At 65.7% G+C, this 14,646-nt stretch carries 18 protein-coding genes; 13 read left to right on the forward strand and 5 right to left on the reverse strand.

The features are described from left to right. The first annotated feature begins 41 nt into the window (after nucleotides 1–41). Together rpsP and rimM are read left to right on the forward strand one after the other, a co-directional pair. Nucleotides 42–515 carry a 30S ribosomal protein S16 gene (gene rpsP / locus OKW76_RS01850; protein WP_265550609.1) on the forward strand — a complete coding sequence of 158 codons (474 nt, stop codon included), beginning with the start codon at nucleotides 42–44 and terminating at the stop codon, nucleotides 513–515. A 67-nt stretch (nucleotides 516–582) separates the two neighbouring features. After that, complete coding sequence (rimM, locus tag OKW76_RS01855; protein ID WP_265550612.1) at nucleotides 583–1,113, forward strand: ribosome maturation factor RimM; 531 nt, start codon at nucleotides 583–585, stop codon at nucleotides 1,111–1,113. Nucleotides 1,114–1,122: 9 nt separating this feature from the next. Here rimM and OKW76_RS01860 read toward each other — a convergent pair whose 3' ends face one another. Then, nucleotides 1,123–2,031, reverse strand: coding sequence for an NAD(P)/FAD-dependent oxidoreductase (locus OKW76_RS01860; protein WP_265550613.1), 909 nt, complete (start codon nucleotides 2,029–2,031; stop codon nucleotides 1,123–1,125). A gap of 60 nt (nucleotides 2,032–2,091) precedes the next feature. Here OKW76_RS01860 and OKW76_RS01865 point away from each other — a divergent pair, with 60 nt between their 5' ends. The 10 genes from OKW76_RS01865 (at nucleotide 2,092) to OKW76_RS01910 (ending at nucleotide 10,189) form a co-directional block, all read left to right on the forward strand. Then, entirely contained in the window at nucleotides 2,092–2,364 is a 273-nt protein-coding gene (locus OKW76_RS01865) for an AbrB/MazE/SpoVT family DNA-binding domain-containing protein (RefSeq protein ID WP_265550615.1), read from the forward strand. Then, nucleotides 2,357–2,740 carry a type II toxin-antitoxin system VapC family toxin gene (locus OKW76_RS01870; RefSeq protein ID WP_265550617.1) on the forward strand — a complete coding sequence of 128 codons (384 nt, stop codon included), beginning with the start codon at nucleotides 2,357–2,359 and terminating at the stop codon, nucleotides 2,738–2,740. Before OKW76_RS01865 ends, OKW76_RS01870 begins: the two co-directional genes overlap by 8 nt. A 157-nt stretch (nucleotides 2,741–2,897) precedes the next feature. Next, nucleotides 2,898–3,629 carry a tRNA (guanosine(37)-N1)-methyltransferase TrmD gene (gene trmD, locus OKW76_RS01875; protein WP_265550619.1) on the forward strand — a complete coding sequence of 244 codons (732 nt, stop codon included), beginning with the start codon at nucleotides 2,898–2,900 and terminating at the stop codon, nucleotides 3,627–3,629. A gap of 1 nt (nucleotide 3,630) precedes the next feature. Next, a complete protein-coding gene (rplS, locus tag OKW76_RS01880) occupies nucleotides 3,631–4,020 on the forward strand; it encodes a 50S ribosomal protein L19 (protein WP_265550621.1) in 390 nt (129 codons plus the stop codon). A gap of 191 nt (nucleotides 4,021–4,211) precedes the next feature. After that, complete coding sequence (locus OKW76_RS01885; RefSeq protein WP_265550622.1) at nucleotides 4,212–5,240, forward strand: AI-2E family transporter; 1,029 nt, start codon at nucleotides 4,212–4,214, stop codon at nucleotides 5,238–5,240. 81 nt (nucleotides 5,241–5,321) lie between these two features. After that, nucleotides 5,322–7,586: a DPP IV N-terminal domain-containing protein gene (locus OKW76_RS01890; protein WP_265550625.1), complete on the forward strand. Its 2,265-nt coding sequence runs from the start codon at nucleotides 5,322–5,324 to the stop codon at nucleotides 7,584–7,586. A gap of 101 nt (nucleotides 7,587–7,687) precedes the next feature. Continuing rightward, entirely contained in the window at nucleotides 7,688–8,713 is a 1,026-nt protein-coding gene (locus OKW76_RS01895) for an aspartate-semialdehyde dehydrogenase (protein WP_265550626.1), read from the forward strand. A 40-nt stretch (nucleotides 8,714–8,753) separates the two neighbouring features. Continuing rightward, entirely contained in the window at nucleotides 8,754–9,017 is a 264-nt protein-coding gene (locus OKW76_RS01900) for a hypothetical protein (protein WP_265550628.1), read from the forward strand. Further along, nucleotides 9,018–9,431: a type II toxin-antitoxin system VapC family toxin gene (locus OKW76_RS01905; protein ID WP_265550629.1), complete on the forward strand. Its 414-nt coding sequence runs from the start codon at nucleotides 9,018–9,020 to the stop codon at nucleotides 9,429–9,431. Next, the gene (locus tag OKW76_RS01910) at nucleotides 9,431–10,189 is read left to right on the forward strand and encodes an alpha/beta fold hydrolase (protein ID WP_265550631.1); all 759 of its coding nucleotides are present in this window, start codon (nucleotides 9,431–9,433) and stop codon (nucleotides 10,187–10,189) included. Before OKW76_RS01905 ends, OKW76_RS01910 begins: the two co-directional genes overlap by 1 nt. A gap of 21 nt (nucleotides 10,190–10,210) precedes the next feature. On the opposite strand, the gene OKW76_RS01915 is transcribed toward OKW76_RS01910, so the two are convergent. The 4 genes from OKW76_RS01915 to OKW76_RS01930 form a co-directional block, all read right to left on the reverse strand. Further along, the gene (locus tag OKW76_RS01915) at nucleotides 10,211–11,350 is read right to left on the reverse strand and encodes an SDR family oxidoreductase (RefSeq protein ID WP_265550633.1); all 1,140 of its coding nucleotides are present in this window, start codon (nucleotides 11,348–11,350) and stop codon (nucleotides 10,211–10,213) included. Nucleotides 11,351–11,413: 63 nt separating this feature from the next. Further along, nucleotides 11,414–12,850, reverse strand: coding sequence for an AMP nucleosidase (locus OKW76_RS01920; protein WP_265550635.1), 1,437 nt, complete (start codon nucleotides 12,848–12,850; stop codon nucleotides 11,414–11,416). A 130-nt stretch (nucleotides 12,851–12,980) separates the two neighbouring features. Continuing rightward, nucleotides 12,981–13,373, reverse strand: a complete 393-nt coding sequence (locus OKW76_RS01925) for a hypothetical protein (protein ID WP_265550637.1) — start codon at nucleotides 13,371–13,373, stop codon at nucleotides 12,981–12,983. 81 nt (nucleotides 13,374–13,454) lie between these two features. Next, complete coding sequence (locus tag OKW76_RS01930) at nucleotides 13,455–13,937, reverse strand: peroxiredoxin (RefSeq protein ID WP_265550639.1); 483 nt, start codon at nucleotides 13,935–13,937, stop codon at nucleotides 13,455–13,457. A 117-nt stretch (nucleotides 13,938–14,054) separates the two neighbouring features. On the opposite strand from OKW76_RS01930, the gene OKW76_RS01935 reads away from it, so the two are divergent. Beyond that, nucleotides 14,055–14,615, forward strand: a complete 561-nt coding sequence (locus OKW76_RS01935; RefSeq protein WP_265552711.1) for a YqgE/AlgH family protein — start codon at nucleotides 14,055–14,057, stop codon at nucleotides 14,613–14,615. Nucleotides 14,616–14,646 lie beyond the last annotated feature (31 nt).

Here is a 14,646-nt window from a genome sequence, read left to right on the forward strand (position 1 = left end):
TTTTCGCTGGGGCGACGATTTCAAAGAAGGAAGACGATTACATGGCAATCAGCATGCGCCTGTCGCGCGGTGGTTCGAAGAAGCGCCCTTATTACCGCATCGTGATCGCCGATGCGCGCGCACCGCGCGACGGCAAATTCATCGAGAAGATCGGCACGTACAACCCGTTGCTGGCCAAGGACGATGCCGAGCGGATCAAGCTCGACAACGAGCGTGCAGCCCATTGGCTGAGCGTCGGCGCGCAGCCGACCGACCGCGTTGCCCGCTTCCTCGACGCAGCCGGCCTGCGCGAGCGTGCGGCGCGCAGCAACCCGAACAAGGGCAAGCCCGGCGAGAAGGCGACCGAGCGCGCCGAAGAGCGTGCAGCCAAGGTCCAGGCAGCTGAAGACGCTCGCCGCGAAGCCGAGGAAGCCGCCAAGGCGAAGCCTGCCGAGGAAGCCGCTCCCGCCGAGGAAGCAGCGACCGAAGACGCGACCAACGAAGGCGAGAGCGCGGCCGCACCGGCCGAGGGCTGAACCGATGTCCCCCTCCCGCCTGGCGGGAGGGGTTAGGGGAGGGGCCGTGGGCCTCTAGCGAACGTCTATGTCAACAAGCCCCCCCTCGACTCCTCCCGCCAGCGGGGCGGGAGACAAGCGCGTGACGCTCGCCGTCGTCACCGGTGCACACGGCATCGGCGGCGAGGTGCGGCTGAAGGTCTTCGCCGAGGATCTCGCGCCGCATAAGAGCTTCAACGATGGCGCGCTGACGGTGAAGGCGCTGCGGATCGTCCCGGCAGGCGCGATTGTGCGCTTCGCCGAGGTCGCCGATCGCAACGCTGCCGAGGCGATGCGCGGCACCGAACTGACCGTTCCGCGCTCGGCGCTGCCGCCGCTGGCCGAGGGCGAATATTATCATGTCGACCTGATCGGGCTGCCGGTAGTGAGCACCGACGGCGATGCGGTCGGCCGCGTCGTGGCGATCGATAATTTCGGCGCCGGCGACGTGATAGAGATCGAAAAGCCCGTCGACGACCAAGGACGCGCCAAGCGCTTCATGGTGCCGATGCGGCCCGAAGCGGTGCCCGAATGGGATGCCGCGCGGATGCTACTGGATAGCGCCTACGTCGAGGATTGAGCGGCGGGTTCAGCGCCGGATCGGCGTGCGCTCGTTGAGCAGGTTACGAATCGTCGTCGCCGCCACGCCGGCCTGGCCCATCGCGTTGCTGATCTGATCGAGCCCAAGCACCACATCGCCCGCCGCGAACAGCCCGGGGACGCTGGTGCGCATATGGCTGTCGACCTTCAGGCTGCCGTCTTCGGCGGTCTCGGCCCCCGCGGCGATGGCGAGGTCCGAGCGGATCGTCGAGCCGAGTGCGGGATATACGCTGTCGAACGATAGCGGGCCGGTGGCGGTTTCGACGACGAAACGCTCGTCTTCGATGCGATAATCGCCGCAGGGGCCATCGACGCGGACGATGCCGGCGTCGTCGAGCTTGGCGAGGCAGGCGGCGTCGAGATCATGCTCGCTGTCGGGCGCGATCAGCGTGACGTCGGCGGTGTAGGCGCGCAGGAACAATGCTTCCTTCATGCCGTGGTCGCTGGTGCCGATGACGCCGACGCGCTTGTCGGTGACCTCATAGCCGTCGCAGACCGGGCAGTAGCGCAGCAGGCCGCGAAGCAACGCGTCGTCATGAAGCGCGTCGTCGAGCGTCTTGGGGCGCAAATTCACGACGCCCGTCGCGAGCAGCACCGTGCGCGCGGCGAAATCGTGATTGGCGGTGCGGACGATGAAGTTCTCGCCAGCGGTTTCGATTGCGGTGACGACGCGGTTCTCGCGCGACACGCCGAAGCTCTTGGCCTGTTCGTGCATCAACCGCAGTAGCTCGGGGCCCTCGACGCCGCCGGGATAGCCGGCGTGGTTGTGCGTTCGTGGGATCATCGCCGCACGGCTGTCGCCGCTGTCGAACAACCGGATCGAGAGGTGATAGCGCGCGAGATAGATCGCCGCGGTAAGGCCGGCGGGCCCGCCGCCGATGATGATGCAGTCGTCCATTGGGGCCGCCCTTGTGCTGAATGCGCCGCGTATATACGTTCGGTATCTACGGAGGTTGCAATGAGCCGGGAATATCGCGCGAAAGTTTTCAAGTCGGGTAATTCGGTGGCGTTGCGACTGCCGAAGTCGCTTGGCGTGCTGGAGGGCACCGAAATGATCCTGCGCGAGGACCATGGCCAATTCGTTTTCGAACCCGCTCCGGTGGAACCTGAACTGATCGACTTGACGGGAATTGCCGGGTCGATGCCTTGGTTGAAGCCGCTCACCCAAGAGGAACGCGAGTTCGAAGATAATCCACGTGAGTGGCACCTATTAGAGCCCAAACATGGCTAATCCGCAGTTTCTCATTGATTCAAACATCGTCATTTATATTTTGGCCGATGCAAGCTCGCCCGCCGCGCTGCGCCTGCAAGAGATGGCACGCGGAAGCGTCGTTACCTCGTCGATCGCTTATGCCGAGGTTATGCGCGGCTTCGTCCATGCCGATCCCGCGACCCTCCAGCGGGCCGCGCAGTTCTTCGCGGTGATCGAAGCGTTGCCATTCGACCGAAACGCCGCCGAACAGTATTCGCGGTTGCCCTTCCGCCGCGGCAGTTTCGACCGGCTTATCGCGGCTCATGCACTCTCCTGCAAACTCACGCTGGTCACGGCAAATGAGCGCGACTTTAATGACGTGACGGCATTGCAGGTTGAGAATTGGGCGCGATGAGATCGACGTTCGATGACGAGCCGGTGCTTATCGCGGTACCTCAGCCGTGAAAATATACGAGAGGGGCATTGCAGGGGGAAGGCATCACCGACTTCGGGAAGGCACAGGCGCCACGCCATATTGCTCGCGCCCTGCAATTGCGCGAGTGGGTCAAGGCATGACCTTCGCCGCCACCATCCTCACCCTCTACCCCGAGATGTTCCCCGGGCCGCTCGGCGCATCGATCGCAGGGCGGGCGCTGCGCGAGGGGCGGTGGGGGCTCGAGGCGGTGCAAATTCGCGACTTCGCCACCGACAAGCATCGCTCGGTCGACGATACCCCGGCGGGGGGCGGGGCGGGGATGGTGATGCGCGCCGATGTGATCGCCGCCGCGCTTGGCAGCGTTGAGGGGGGAAGGCCCGTCCTTGCGATGACCCCGCGTGGTGCGCCGCTGACGCAGGCGCGGGTGCGCGCGCTGGCGGGGGGGCCGGGGGTAACGATCCTGTGCGGCCGGTTCGAGGGGATCGACGAGCGGTTGTTCGCGGCGCGCGACATCGAACAGGTCTCGATCGGCGATTACATATTGTCGGGGGGCGAGATGGCGGCGCTGACGCTGCTCGATGCTTGCATTCGACTGCTTCCCGGCGTAATGGGCGCGGCTTCTAGCGGGGACGACGAGAGCTTCGAAACGGGGCTGCTCGAATATCCGCAATATACCCGACCGGTAGAATGGGAGGGCCGCACGATCCCCGAAGTGCTGCGATCGGGGGATCATGCGCGGATCGCGGCCTGGCGAAAGCAACAGGCCGAGGTCGATACACGGTCACGGAGGCCGGATCTGTGGGAGCGTCATGAGGACGCTCGGGTCCAGTCTCCCTCTGGCGCGCGGCGACAGAATAGGAACGAATGAGATGAACCTCATCCAGCAGATCGAGGCCGAACAGATCGCGAAGTTCGCGGCGGCCAAGACCATCCCCGAGTTTCGCGCGGGCGACACCCTCAAGGTCGGCGTGAAGGTCGTCGAGGGCGAGCGTACGCGTACCCAGAATTACGAAGGCGTGTGCATCGCGCGTTCGAACAAGGGCATGGGTTCGAACTTCACCGTGCGCAAGATCAGCTTCGGCGAGGGCGTCGAGCGCGTCTTCCCGCTCTACTCGCCCAACATCGAGTCGATCGAAGTCGTGCGTCGCGGCGTCGTGCGGCGCGCCAAGCTGTATTATCTGCGCGGTCGTACCGGCAAGTCGGCGCGTATCGCCGAGCGCCGCGATCCGCGTCCGGCAAAGACCACCGCTGCCGAGTAATCGATGCGGGCTTGACGGTCGCCCAAGGGCGCGGTGGCTTCGGCTGCCGCGCCCTTTTGCTTTTGCCGGAGCGTTGCTTTTGCCGGCGTGTTGCTTTTGTCGGGCCATGTGGATCAAGCACGGCAGGCGGTCGTTACGCTGCTGACAGGGCCGCGTAGCGATTGGCGCAGGGCGTTGGAAAGCGGGAAAAGATGGGCAGTTCGGACCAGGGACGCGTGGTGCGCAATACGTTGATCGTGCTGCTGCTGGTCGGCGTCGCGATGCTGCTGACGCAATTGTCGTTCGTGTTCCTGTTGATCTTTGCGGCGATCCTGCTGGCCACCTTGATCCGATCGGCCGCGCTGCCGTTCCTGCATATGGGGATGCCCGATACGCCCGCGACGCTGCTAGGGCTGGCAGCGATCGTCGCGCTGCTGTGGCTTGCCGGGTCGCTGTTCGGCGCGCAGCTTGGTGAACAGTTTGTGATCGTCGGCAACCAGTTGCCCGGCGCGATCGCCCGCGCGCAGCAATGGGCGGCGGGCATCCCGTTCTTCCGATCGATGCTGTCGAACACCCCCGACATCCAGAATGTCGCTGGGCGTGTGCTGACCTTCGCTTTTGGCGCGGTCGGCGCAGCAACTAATTTGGTGCTTGTAGTGATCGCAGCGATCTATCTGGCGCTGCAACCCGGGCTCTATGCCGGCGGCCTCGCCAAGCTGTTCCCCAAAAACGAGGGGCCGCGCGTGGCCGAAGCGTTGCGGGCGAGCGGGCTGGCGCTGCGCAAATATCTGCTCGCGCAGTTCGTTACGATGGTCGCGGTGGGAACGCTGGTGGGGGTCGGGCTGACCTTTGTCGGCGTGCCCTCGGCCGCGGCGCTGGGGGTGATCGTCGGCCTCGCCAATTTCGTGCCGTTGGTCGGGCCGTTCATCGGCGCGGTTCCCGGGATATTGCTCGCGTTCGCGCAGAGCCCCGAAACCGGGCTGGCTGCCACTGCGGTGTACATGGTCGCGCAGCAATTGGAGGGAAATTTGCTGACCCCGCTGGTGCAGCGCTTCGCGGTGTCGATCCCGCCGGCGCTGCTGCTGTTCGCGCTGGCGGGGCTGGGATCGCTCTTCGGCGTGCTAGGGGTGATCGTGTCGGCGCCGCTCGCGGTGGTGCTCTATACGCTGGTGACGATGCTGTGGACGCGCGACGCGCTGGGGCACGACGTGAAGGTGCCGGGGATCGATCACGGGGCGTAAGGCTTTACGCGGCCGCCGCGGCTCGCGATAACGGCGCCGAGTCCCGCGTTCGTCGGGCAACGTCACCGGAGAGTTCGAGGAATGCGTAAATGGTTGGTTGGGATTGCGCTCGCGTCGGTGAGCGGTCTGGCGATGGCGGCTGATCCGGTGGCGGCGCAGGCACAGGTGGCGACGCAAGTGGCGAAGCAGGATGGCGGGGCGCTGACGATCGACCGGGTGTTTTCTGGCCCCGACCTCAACGGCCAGAGCGCGCGCGCGGTGAAGCTGTCGCCCGACGGAAAGCTGCTGACGCTGCTGCGCGCGCGTGCCGACGAGCCGAACCGTTTCGATCTGTGGGCGCTCGATACCGCGACCAGCGAGTGGCGGATGCTGGTCGATTCGAAGCAGGTCGGCAGCGGTGCTGAATTGTCCGAGGCCGAGAAGATGCAGCGCGAGCGCGCGCGGATCGGCGGATCGGCGGGGATCGTCGCCTATGATTGGGCACCCGATGGCAAGTCGATTCTGGTGCCGCTCGACGGCGATCTGTACCTCGCGACGCTCGACGGGCAGGTGCGGCGCCTCACGCAGACCGAGGGCGGCGAACTCAACCCGGTGGTTAGTCCGGCGGGGGGCTATGTGTCGTTCGTGCGCGACCAGAATCTGTGGGTGCAGCCGCTGGGCGGCGGCGAGGCGCGGCAGGTGACCAAGGATGGCGCGGGCACCGTCCATTGGGGCGAGGCCGAGTTCGTCGCGCAGGAAGAGATGGATCGCTCGACCGGCTATTGGTGGTCGCCCGGCGACCGGCTGGTCGCGGTCGAACGGTTCGACGAAGCGCCGGTCGGCATCGTCAGCCGCGCGGCGATCGGGGCTGAGGGCACGACGGTGTACGACCAGCGCTATCCCAAGGCGGGGACCGACAATGTCGCGGTCGAACTATATGTAATGCGGCCCGACGGGTCGGGGCAGGTGAAAGTCGATCTGGGGCCCGAGCGCGACATTTATCTGGCGCGGGTCAATTGGCTGCCCGATGGGTCAGCATTGCTGGTGCAGCGCCAGAGCCGCGACCAGAAGACGCTCGATATGCTTCGCGTCGATCCGGCGACGGGCAAGTCGCGCGTGTTGTTCACCGAGCGATCGGGCGAGCGTAGCTGGGTGAATCTGTCGAACGGGCTTCGCGCGCTGAACGACGGCAGCCTGATCTGGTGGTCCGAGCGTGACGGGCACGGGCATTTGTACCGCTTCCGCGACGGCAAATGGACGCAGCTTACCAAGGGTGATTGGGAAGTCGCCGATGTGGTCGGCGTCGACCAGGCCAAGGGGCGGATCACCTTCCTGGGCAATAAGGACGGCGTGCTCGAACGGCACCTCTACACCGTCGACATCGCCAAGCCGGGTGCGGTCACGCGGTTGACCGAGGCGGGGTGGTGGCATGGCGCGAGCATGGATTCGAGCGGCACCCGGCTGATCATCACCCGGTCGAACATCAACCAGCCGGCGCAGAGCTATCTGGCGGACGCGGCGGGCAAGCGCTTGTCGTGGATCAGCGAGAACCGCGTCGAAGGCGATCACCCCTATGCGCCGTTCCTGGCGAGCCATCGCGAGCGCAGCTTCGGCACGTTCAAGGGGCCGGACGGCACCACGCTGCACTATGAAATGATGACCCCGCCGCTCGAGCCCGGCAAGAAGTATCCCGTGTTCTTCCAGCATTATGGCGGGCCGCATTCGCAGACGGTCAGCCGCGCCTGGGGCGGGGCGTTGCAGCAGATGATCGTCGATCGCGGCTGGATCTGGTTCCAGATCGACAATCGCGGCGCCGCCAATCGCGGCAAGGCGTTCGAGGATCATCTGTACCACGCGATGGGCAGCGTCGAGGTTGCCGACCAGGTGGCAGGCGCCAACTGGCTGAAGCAGCAGCCCTTCGTCGCGCCCGACAAGATCGCGACCTATGGCTGGTCCTATGGCGGCTACATGACGCTCAAGATGCTCGAGGCGGCGCCGGGCGTGTTCGCTGCGGGGATCGCTGGCGCGCCGGTGAGCAAATGGGACCTGTACGACACGCACTATACCGAACGCTATATGGGCGATCCGCGCGTCGTGCCCGATGCCTATAAAACCTCGAACACCGTCGAGGATGCGGGCAAGATCGCCGATCCGCTGCTGCTGATCCACGGCATGGCCGACGACAATGTCGTGCTCGAACACTCGACGGTGATGATGGCCAAGCTGCAGCAGAATGCGCGGCCGTTCGAGGTGATGCTGTACCCCGGCCAGACGCACCGCGTCGGCGGCGCGGGGGTGAGCCAGCATCTGTGGGGGACGATCTTCGACTTCCTCGACCGCGAGGTGGTGACCAAGCCAGCGCGATAGTTGCGTTTGGGCATGCCCTAGCGAAAGGGTCTTTCAATCGGAGCGCGCCCGCGTAAACAGCGGGCCGCGCCGTTCGCGCGCCTAATACGGGATAATGGATCATGGGTTATCGGGTGGTGGTCGCAGGCGCGACCGGCAATGTCGGGCGCGAAATGCTCAACATCATGGCGGAGCGCGAGTTTCCGGCCGACGAGATCGCGGTGCTGGCATCGTCGCGCTCGGCGGGTGAGCTGGCCGATTATGGCGAGACCGGGCGCAAGCTGAAGATTCAGAATATCGAGCATTTCGATCCCGCCGGCTGGGACATGGCGCTGTTCGCGATCGGCAGCGAAGCGACCGCGATCCACGCGCCGCGCTTTGCCGCAGCCGGCTGCGTCGTGATCGACAATTCGTCGCTGTATCGGATGGACCCCGATGTGCCGCTGGTGGTGCCCGAGGTGAATGCCGAGGCGATCGACGGCTACAAGGCCAAGAACATCATCGCCAATCCCAATTGCTCGACCGCGCAGATGGTGGTGGCGCTCAAGCCGCTGCACGACGCCGCCAAGGTGCTTCGCGTGGTCGTCGCGACCTATCAGTCGGTGTCGGGCGCGGGCAAGGCGGGGATGGACGAGCTGTTCGAGCAGAGCCGCAACATCTTCGTCGGCGACAGCGCCGAGCCGCGCAAGTTCACCAAGCAGATCGCGTTCAACGTGATCCCGCACATCGACAGCTTCCTCGACGACGGTTCGACCAAGGAAGAATGGAAGATGGTGGTCGAGACCAAGAAGATCCTCGATCCCAAGATCAAGGTGATCGCAACCTGCGTGCGCGTGCCCGTCTTCGTCGGCCATTCCGAAGCGGTGTATGTCGAGATGGAGCGAGAGCTTTCGGCGGAGGACGCGCAGAACCTGTTGCGCGAGGCACCGGGGATCATGCTCGTCGATAAGCGCGAAGATGGCGGCTATGTCACGCCGGTGGAATGTGTCGGCGATTATGCGACTTATGTCAGCCGCGTGCGCGAAGACCCGACGGTCGAGAACGGTCTGGCCTTCTGGTGCGTGTCGGACAATCTGCGTAAGGGCGCGGCGCTGAACGCGGTGCAGATCGCCGAGTTGTTGGGGCGGCGGCATTTGAAGAAGGGTTGAAGGCGTTGTCGCGATGATAGCGTCGTGCTATCATCGCGACATGGAACAAGCGCTCGTCCGCAAGCTCAAGCCCGGAACGCTGGCCGCGTATCGTGCGCTGGCGGTCGAGCGGCAGACGTCGCTCGAAGCCGAGTTGCGGACAGTGATCGAGACGCATGCGCCGAAACGAGCGAAAGATGTCGAAGCACTGACCGCCCTTTCGCGCGGCTTACGGCTGCGGACGCACGGCGTGCCGTCGGACAGCACGCCCTTCCTGCGGCAGGCGCGCGATACCAATGCGGGTAGGCTGGACCCAGGCGAATAAATGCTCGTCATCGATGCCAGCGTTGCAGTGAAGTGGCTGGTCGAAGAGCCCGGCAGTGAAGCGGCCGAGAAAATTCTCGGCGATCCGCGTGCGTTGGTTGCTCCCGATTGGATCGTTGCCGAGGTTGCGAATGCGCTGTTGAACAAGGTAGCGCGCGGCGAAATGACCGCAGGCGACGCGAGCGAGGGCGTTGAGACGTTACCGCGTTTCTTCCACGATCTTTATCCCGCCGAACGCCATATCGCGTCCGCCATGCAACTCGCCCTGACGCTGCAGCATGCATTTTATGACTGCTTGTATCTTGCGCTGGCGATCGACGTCGGCGCTATCCTGGTCACTGCGGACAAGCGCTTCGCCGATGCCGTTCGGCAGGCTGCGCGCGGCCATCCCCTTCAACTTCTCGACGAGGTTTGATGTCCCACATACAACACCATTTCACCAGTTTCGACGGCACCAAGATCGCCTGGACCGAGGTCGGCGAGGGGCGGCCCGTCGTGCTGATCCACGGCTATATGTCGGACGCGCATACCAATTGGGTGCGCTATGGGCATGCGGCAAAGATCGCCGCGGCGGGGCGGCGGGTGATCATGCCCGACCTTCGCGGGCACGGGCACAGCGATCGGCCACACGATGCTTCGGCCTATCCATCCGATGCGCTGGCGATGGATGGCGAGGCATTGATCGCGCATCTGCGGCTGACCGATTACGACCTGGGTGGCTATTCGCTCGGCGCGCGCACCGCGATGCGGATGATAGCGCGCGGGATCGTGCCCGCGCCGAAGCGCGTGGTGTTCGCCGGCATGGGGCTCGAGGGGTTGCTCGACACCCATCGCCGCGCGGGGCATTTCCGCGACATCCTCGACAATCTGGGCAGCTATGAACGCGGATCGCCCAAATGGATGGTCGAGGCGTTCCTCAAGACCACCAAGGGCGATCCGGTGGCGCTGCGCCACGTGATCGACACCTTCGTCGATAGCTCGCGTGAGCAGGTGCTGGCGGTCGAGCAGCCCGTGCTGGTGCTGGCGGGCGAAGAGGATGACGATAACGGGTCACACGCCGAACTCGCCGCCCTGCTCGCCAACGCGACATTGGTCGAGGTGCCCGGCGGCCATATGAGTTCGGTGACCAAGCCCGAAATGGGCGATGCGCTAGCGGCGTTCCTGCGCGACTGAGGCAGCCGTTCGTGCTGGCGGCTACTCGGTACGAACGGAAGGCTGCACTTCGGGGATCGTGCTTTCATCGGCGATCCCGGCGGCGAACGACGCACTCGAATCGGTGCCATCGGGCTGGTGCGCGCCGGTCGCCTGGACGGCGAACACCGGCGGCTGCGGCTTGCGGGTGAGCAGATAGGCGGCGGCGCCGAGGCCAGCGATCATTGTCGCAGCCGCCAGCGGGCGCATCTGCGCTTCGAGCGTCACGCTCTGGCGGCGGACATAAATGTCCTGGTTCGATCGCTCGCGGCCATCCTTGCGTGGTTCGAACAGATTATCTTCGGCACCGGCCTCGGCAGGCTGGTCGATCGTTTGCGCGGTGCGGCCCATGAAGCTTTCGATCACCAGATCGGTCATCCGCGGCATCGCATTGCCAAGCCCCGAGATCATCAACCCGACCCCGCCGACGGTGAGCTCGCGCTTGCGGTTGGCCGCGGCGAAGCAGATCGCCTTGGCGACCAGTTCGGGATCGTAGACGACCGGCGGGATGCGGGCGGGGGCGCCGATCTTGTTGCGCGCATGTTCGGGATAGGGGGTGTTGATCCCCGCGGGCTTGATGAGCGTGATCGACACCGGCTTGCCCGCGGCTTCGACCTCGGTGCGCAGCGCTTCGGTGAAGCCGAGCACCGCATGCTTGGCGGCGCTGTACGCGCCCTGCAGCGAGATGGCGCGTTCGGACAGCACCGAGCCGATGTTGATCAGCGCGCCGCCGCCGCGTTCGTCGAGCCGGGGCACCGCGAACAGCGACGCCCGCACCAACGCAAAATAGCCGACTTCGAAGACCCGGCGATGCCCCTCGATGCTGGTGTCGAGCAGTTCGGCATACATCGCCGCCGCGGCATTGTTCACCCAGGTGTCGAAGCCGCCGAAGCGTTGGTCGGCGAGCGCGCCGATCCGCTGCGGTGCATCCTCATCGGTGACGTCGAGCGTGAGATAGGCCGCCTTGCCGCCGCGGAGGATGATTCCCTCGGCCGCCTCGCGCACCGCATCCTCGTTGCGCGCAACCAGCACGACCCGCGCGCCGGCACGTGCGGCACGGCGCGCGGTCGCGAGACCGATCCCCGACGAGGCGCCGGTGATGACGATCGTCTGTTCGGCGAGCGGCTTGAGTGCGGTGGCCATGCTGAAACTCCTGCTGAGATTTGCCTGGTCAACGCACGAGGTCGCCAGGCTCTCCCAACAAGATCAACGAAAGGGCGGCTCGTTGAACGCGCGCAGCTTTCGGCTGTGCAGCTTGTCGCCCTCTCGGCGCAATTCCTCACACGCCTCGATGCCGATCCGCATATGCTCGCTGATCGCGCGTTCGTAGAAGCGGTTGGCCTGGCCCGGCAGCTTGAGTTCGCCGTGGAGCGGCTTGTCCGAGACACACAGCAAGGTGCCGTAGGGTACGCGGAAGCGATAGCCCTGCGCGGCGATCGTCGCCGATTCCATGTCGATCCCCACCGCGCGGCTGAGCGAGAAGCGCAGCGCCGAGGCCGAGAAGCGAAGCTCCCAATTGCGATCGTCGGTCGTGACGATCGTGCCGGTGCGGAGCCGGCGCTTGAGGTCGTCGCCCGACTGGCCCGAGACGGTCGCGGCGGCGCGCGCGAGCGCGAGCTGCACCTCGGCGATCGCCGGCACCGGAATCGCGGGGGGCAGCACTTCGTCGAGCACATGGTCGTCGCGAAGATAGGCGTGCGCCAGCACATAGTCGCCGATCCGCTGGCTGGGGCGCAAGCCGCCGCAATGGCCGATCATCAGCCACGCCTCGGGCCGCAGCACCGCGAGGTGATCGGTGATCGTCTTGGCGTTCGACGGCCCGACGCCGATGTTTACCAGCGTGATGCCGGTGCCGTCGGGGGCGATCAGGTGATAGGCGGGCATCTGGTGCCGCCGCCACGCGCTGTCGGTAACGATCTGGTCGGGATCGCCGCCTGCCTCGATATATAGCCCGCCGGCGCCCGACAGCGCGGTGAAGCGGCTGTCGGTATTGAGTTGGCCCAACCCCCATTGGACGAATTCGTCGACATAACGGTGATAGTTAGTGAACAGGATGTAGCGCTGGACATGCTCGGGCGGGGTGCCCGTGTAATGCCGAAGCCGCGCGAGGCTGAAATCGGTGCGCAGTCCGTCGAACAGCGCCAACGGACGCGTCTCGTCGGTGCTGACCCATAGGCCATCGGCAATTTCGTCGCCGATATGCGCCAGTTCGGTGGCGGGGAAGAAGCGTGCGAGTTCGAGCGCCGATACTTCGTCGAGCTGCAGCGCGTGGCCGGGGTCGAGCACGTACGGGAAGGGGATTTCCTGCGTCCCCGCGACCGCCGATACCTCGACCGCATAATCCTCGATCAGCAGGGTCAGCTGCTCGACCAGATAGTCCGCGAACATCGCCGGCTTGGTGACGCTGATCCGATAGTCCCCGGCGGTGACGAGCCGCCCGAACGAGCGCAGCGGGGTCGGGCGTTCGGCGCCGCCGGTGTAGCGGACGCGGATTTCGGGATAGGCGAACGATCCGTCGGTCCGGCTTTGCGGGGGCGGGGTCGTGCCGTCGGCGAGATAGGCGCCGAGCGCCGCCTGGAGGCGCGCCACCGAGGCGCGGTAGAGCCGATCGAGTTCGGCGACGATGTCGGATGCCTGTGTCATCCCAAGCGGCTATCGCGCGCGCGTTACGCTGGCAAGACGTGGGGGACGGCGTGGCGATACCCAGACGCAAATCGGGGCCGGCGCGCGGGGTGGTCCCCGGTGCGCCGACCCCGACGGGTTCGTCAGCGGCTCAGCCCTTGGGGGTGGTGCTCGCCGGCTTCTTCGCCGCGGTCTTGCGCGGTGCGGTGGGCTTCTTGGGCGCAGCCGGCGCCTTGGGCGTGCTCGGCTTCGCCGGCGAAGCCTTCTGCTTTTCCATCAGCTTGCTGACCCCGAACGCAGCGCCGGCAACCGCAGCGGCAGCGCCCGCGACGATCGCAGCGGCGGCGACGGGATGGCGACGCGCCGAATCGACGGTGGTCTCGGTCGCCGATTCGATCTTGTCGCGCGCAGCGCCCGCAGCCTTGACGGTAGCGTCGCTCGCCTTCGACAGCTGCTTGCTAGCCGCGTCGGTGAGCTGGGCGACCTTGCCCTCGGCGGTGTCGTTGGCGGCATTGGTGTCGTTCTGGAAACTCTCGGTAGTCATGAATTTCTCCCTTCGCACCTGCAAACCGTTACGGGGGCGATGTTGTTCCCTTGCGGCCAAGCATCGCCCCCGCGGGCGGGCTTAGAGCTTGTCGACCAGATAGTCGGCCGAGCTCACCTTAAACTCGCCGGGCGCTTCGACATGGAGCTGTTCGACGACGCCGTCGTTGACGATCATCGCATAACGCTGACCGCGCTGGCCCATGCCATAGGCCGAGCTGTCGGTGTCGAGGCCGATCGCGCGCGCGAACTCGCCGTTGCCGTCGGCGAGCATCGTCACCCGGCCATCGGCTTCGTTGGCCTTGCTCCACGCCGCGAGCACGAACGCGTCGTTGACCGCGGTGCAGGCGACCTCGTCGATCCCCTTCGACAGGATCTCATCGGCGCGCTCGATGAAGCCCGGCAGGTGCTTGACCGAGCAGGTCGGGGTGAAGGCGCCGGGAACTGAGAACAATGCGACGCGGCGGCCGGCGAAGAAGTCGCTGGTGGTGACTTGGTCGGGACCGGCTTCGGTCGCCTTGACGAGGGTGGCTTGGGGCAGTTTCTCGCCGATTGCGATGGCCATGGTGTCGATGCTCCCGTGAAATGCGCCCACTCGGCGCGGTGCGCGGCACTTCGGGGCGCGACTGTGCGTTTTCAAGCGGTGGCGGATCGCAGCCAGGGGACATATGCTTAACCGATGATCGACGAGACCCCCTATCTGACCGGCCAGTTCCTGCTGGCGATGCCCGGCATCGGCGACCCGCGCTTCGACCGCGCGGTGATCGCCATGTGCAGCCATGACGACGAAGGCGCGCTCGGCGTCGGCATCGGCGCGGTGATCGACGGGCTGACGCTCGGCGACGTGCTGCGCCAGTTCGAGATCGAGCCTGGAATCGTCGGCGATGCGCCGGTGCATTTCGGCGGCCCGGTCGAACCCCAGCGCGGCTTCGTGCTCCATTCGAACGATTGGGGCGGGCAGGATTCGATCGACGTCGCGGGCCGCTGGGTGCTGTCGGGCACGGTCGATGTGCTGCGCGCGATCGCCGACGGGACCGGGCCGTCGCAATGGCTGGTGGCGCTCGGCTATGCCGGTTGGAGCGAAGGGCAGCTCGATGGGGAGATGACGCGCCACGGTTGGTTCAATACCCCGGGCGACGTCTCGCTGCTCTACGACACCCCCGCCGAAGCGCGCTGGGAGGCGGGGTTTTCGCAAGCGGGGATCGACCCGCGGCTGCTCGCGAGCAGCGCGGGGAGCGCCTGACCGAACACATATAAAGATATCTTTATATTGA

Origin of the sequence: Sphingomonas sp. S1-29 (assembly GCF_026167545.1) — a bacterium.
In the GTDB taxonomy this organism is placed as follows: Bacteria; Pseudomonadota; Alphaproteobacteria; order Sphingomonadales; family Sphingomonadaceae; genus Sphingomonas.

What these genes read in the sequence shown, in the direction of transcription:
- rpsP (WP_265550609.1), top strand. Translation starts at nt 42, where the DNA reads ATGGCAATCAGCATGCGCCTGTCGCGCGGTGGTTCGAAGAAGCGCCCT.
- rimM (WP_265550612.1), top strand. Translation starts at nt 583, where the DNA reads ATGTCAACAAGCCCCCCCTCGACTCCTCCCGCCAGCGGGGCGGGAGAC.
- OKW76_RS01860 (WP_265550613.1), bottom strand. Translation starts at nt 2,031, where the DNA reads ATGGACGACTGCATCATCATCGGCGGCGGGCCCGCCGGCCTTACCGCG.
- OKW76_RS01865 (WP_265550615.1), top strand. Translation starts at nt 2,092, where the DNA reads ATGAGCCGGGAATATCGCGCGAAAGTTTTCAAGTCGGGTAATTCGGTG.
- OKW76_RS01870 (WP_265550617.1), top strand. Translation starts at nt 2,357, where the DNA reads ATGGCTAATCCGCAGTTTCTCATTGATTCAAACATCGTCATTTATATT.
- trmD (WP_265550619.1), top strand. Translation starts at nt 2,898, where the DNA reads ATGACCTTCGCCGCCACCATCCTCACCCTCTACCCCGAGATGTTCCCC.
- rplS (WP_265550621.1), top strand. Translation starts at nt 3,631, where the DNA reads ATGAACCTCATCCAGCAGATCGAGGCCGAACAGATCGCGAAGTTCGCG.
- OKW76_RS01885 (WP_265550622.1), top strand. Translation starts at nt 4,212, where the DNA reads ATGGGCAGTTCGGACCAGGGACGCGTGGTGCGCAATACGTTGATCGTG.
- OKW76_RS01890 (WP_265550625.1), top strand. Translation starts at nt 5,322, where the DNA reads ATGCGTAAATGGTTGGTTGGGATTGCGCTCGCGTCGGTGAGCGGTCTG.
- OKW76_RS01895 (WP_265550626.1), top strand. Translation starts at nt 7,688, where the DNA reads ATGGGTTATCGGGTGGTGGTCGCAGGCGCGACCGGCAATGTCGGGCGC.
- OKW76_RS01900 (WP_265550628.1), top strand. Translation starts at nt 8,754, where the DNA reads ATGGAACAAGCGCTCGTCCGCAAGCTCAAGCCCGGAACGCTGGCCGCG.
- OKW76_RS01905 (WP_265550629.1), top strand. Translation starts at nt 9,018, where the DNA reads ATGCTCGTCATCGATGCCAGCGTTGCAGTGAAGTGGCTGGTCGAAGAG.
- OKW76_RS01910 (WP_265550631.1), top strand. Translation starts at nt 9,431, where the DNA reads ATGTCCCACATACAACACCATTTCACCAGTTTCGACGGCACCAAGATC.
- OKW76_RS01915 (WP_265550633.1), bottom strand. Translation starts at nt 11,350, where the DNA reads ATGGCCACCGCACTCAAGCCGCTCGCCGAACAGACGATCGTCATCACC.
- OKW76_RS01920 (WP_265550635.1), bottom strand. Translation starts at nt 12,850, where the DNA reads ATGACACAGGCATCCGACATCGTCGCCGAACTCGATCGGCTCTACCGC.
- OKW76_RS01925 (WP_265550637.1), bottom strand. Translation starts at nt 13,373, where the DNA reads ATGACTACCGAGAGTTTCCAGAACGACACCAATGCCGCCAACGACACC.
- OKW76_RS01930 (WP_265550639.1), bottom strand. Translation starts at nt 13,937, where the DNA reads ATGGCCATCGCAATCGGCGAGAAACTGCCCCAAGCCACCCTCGTCAAG.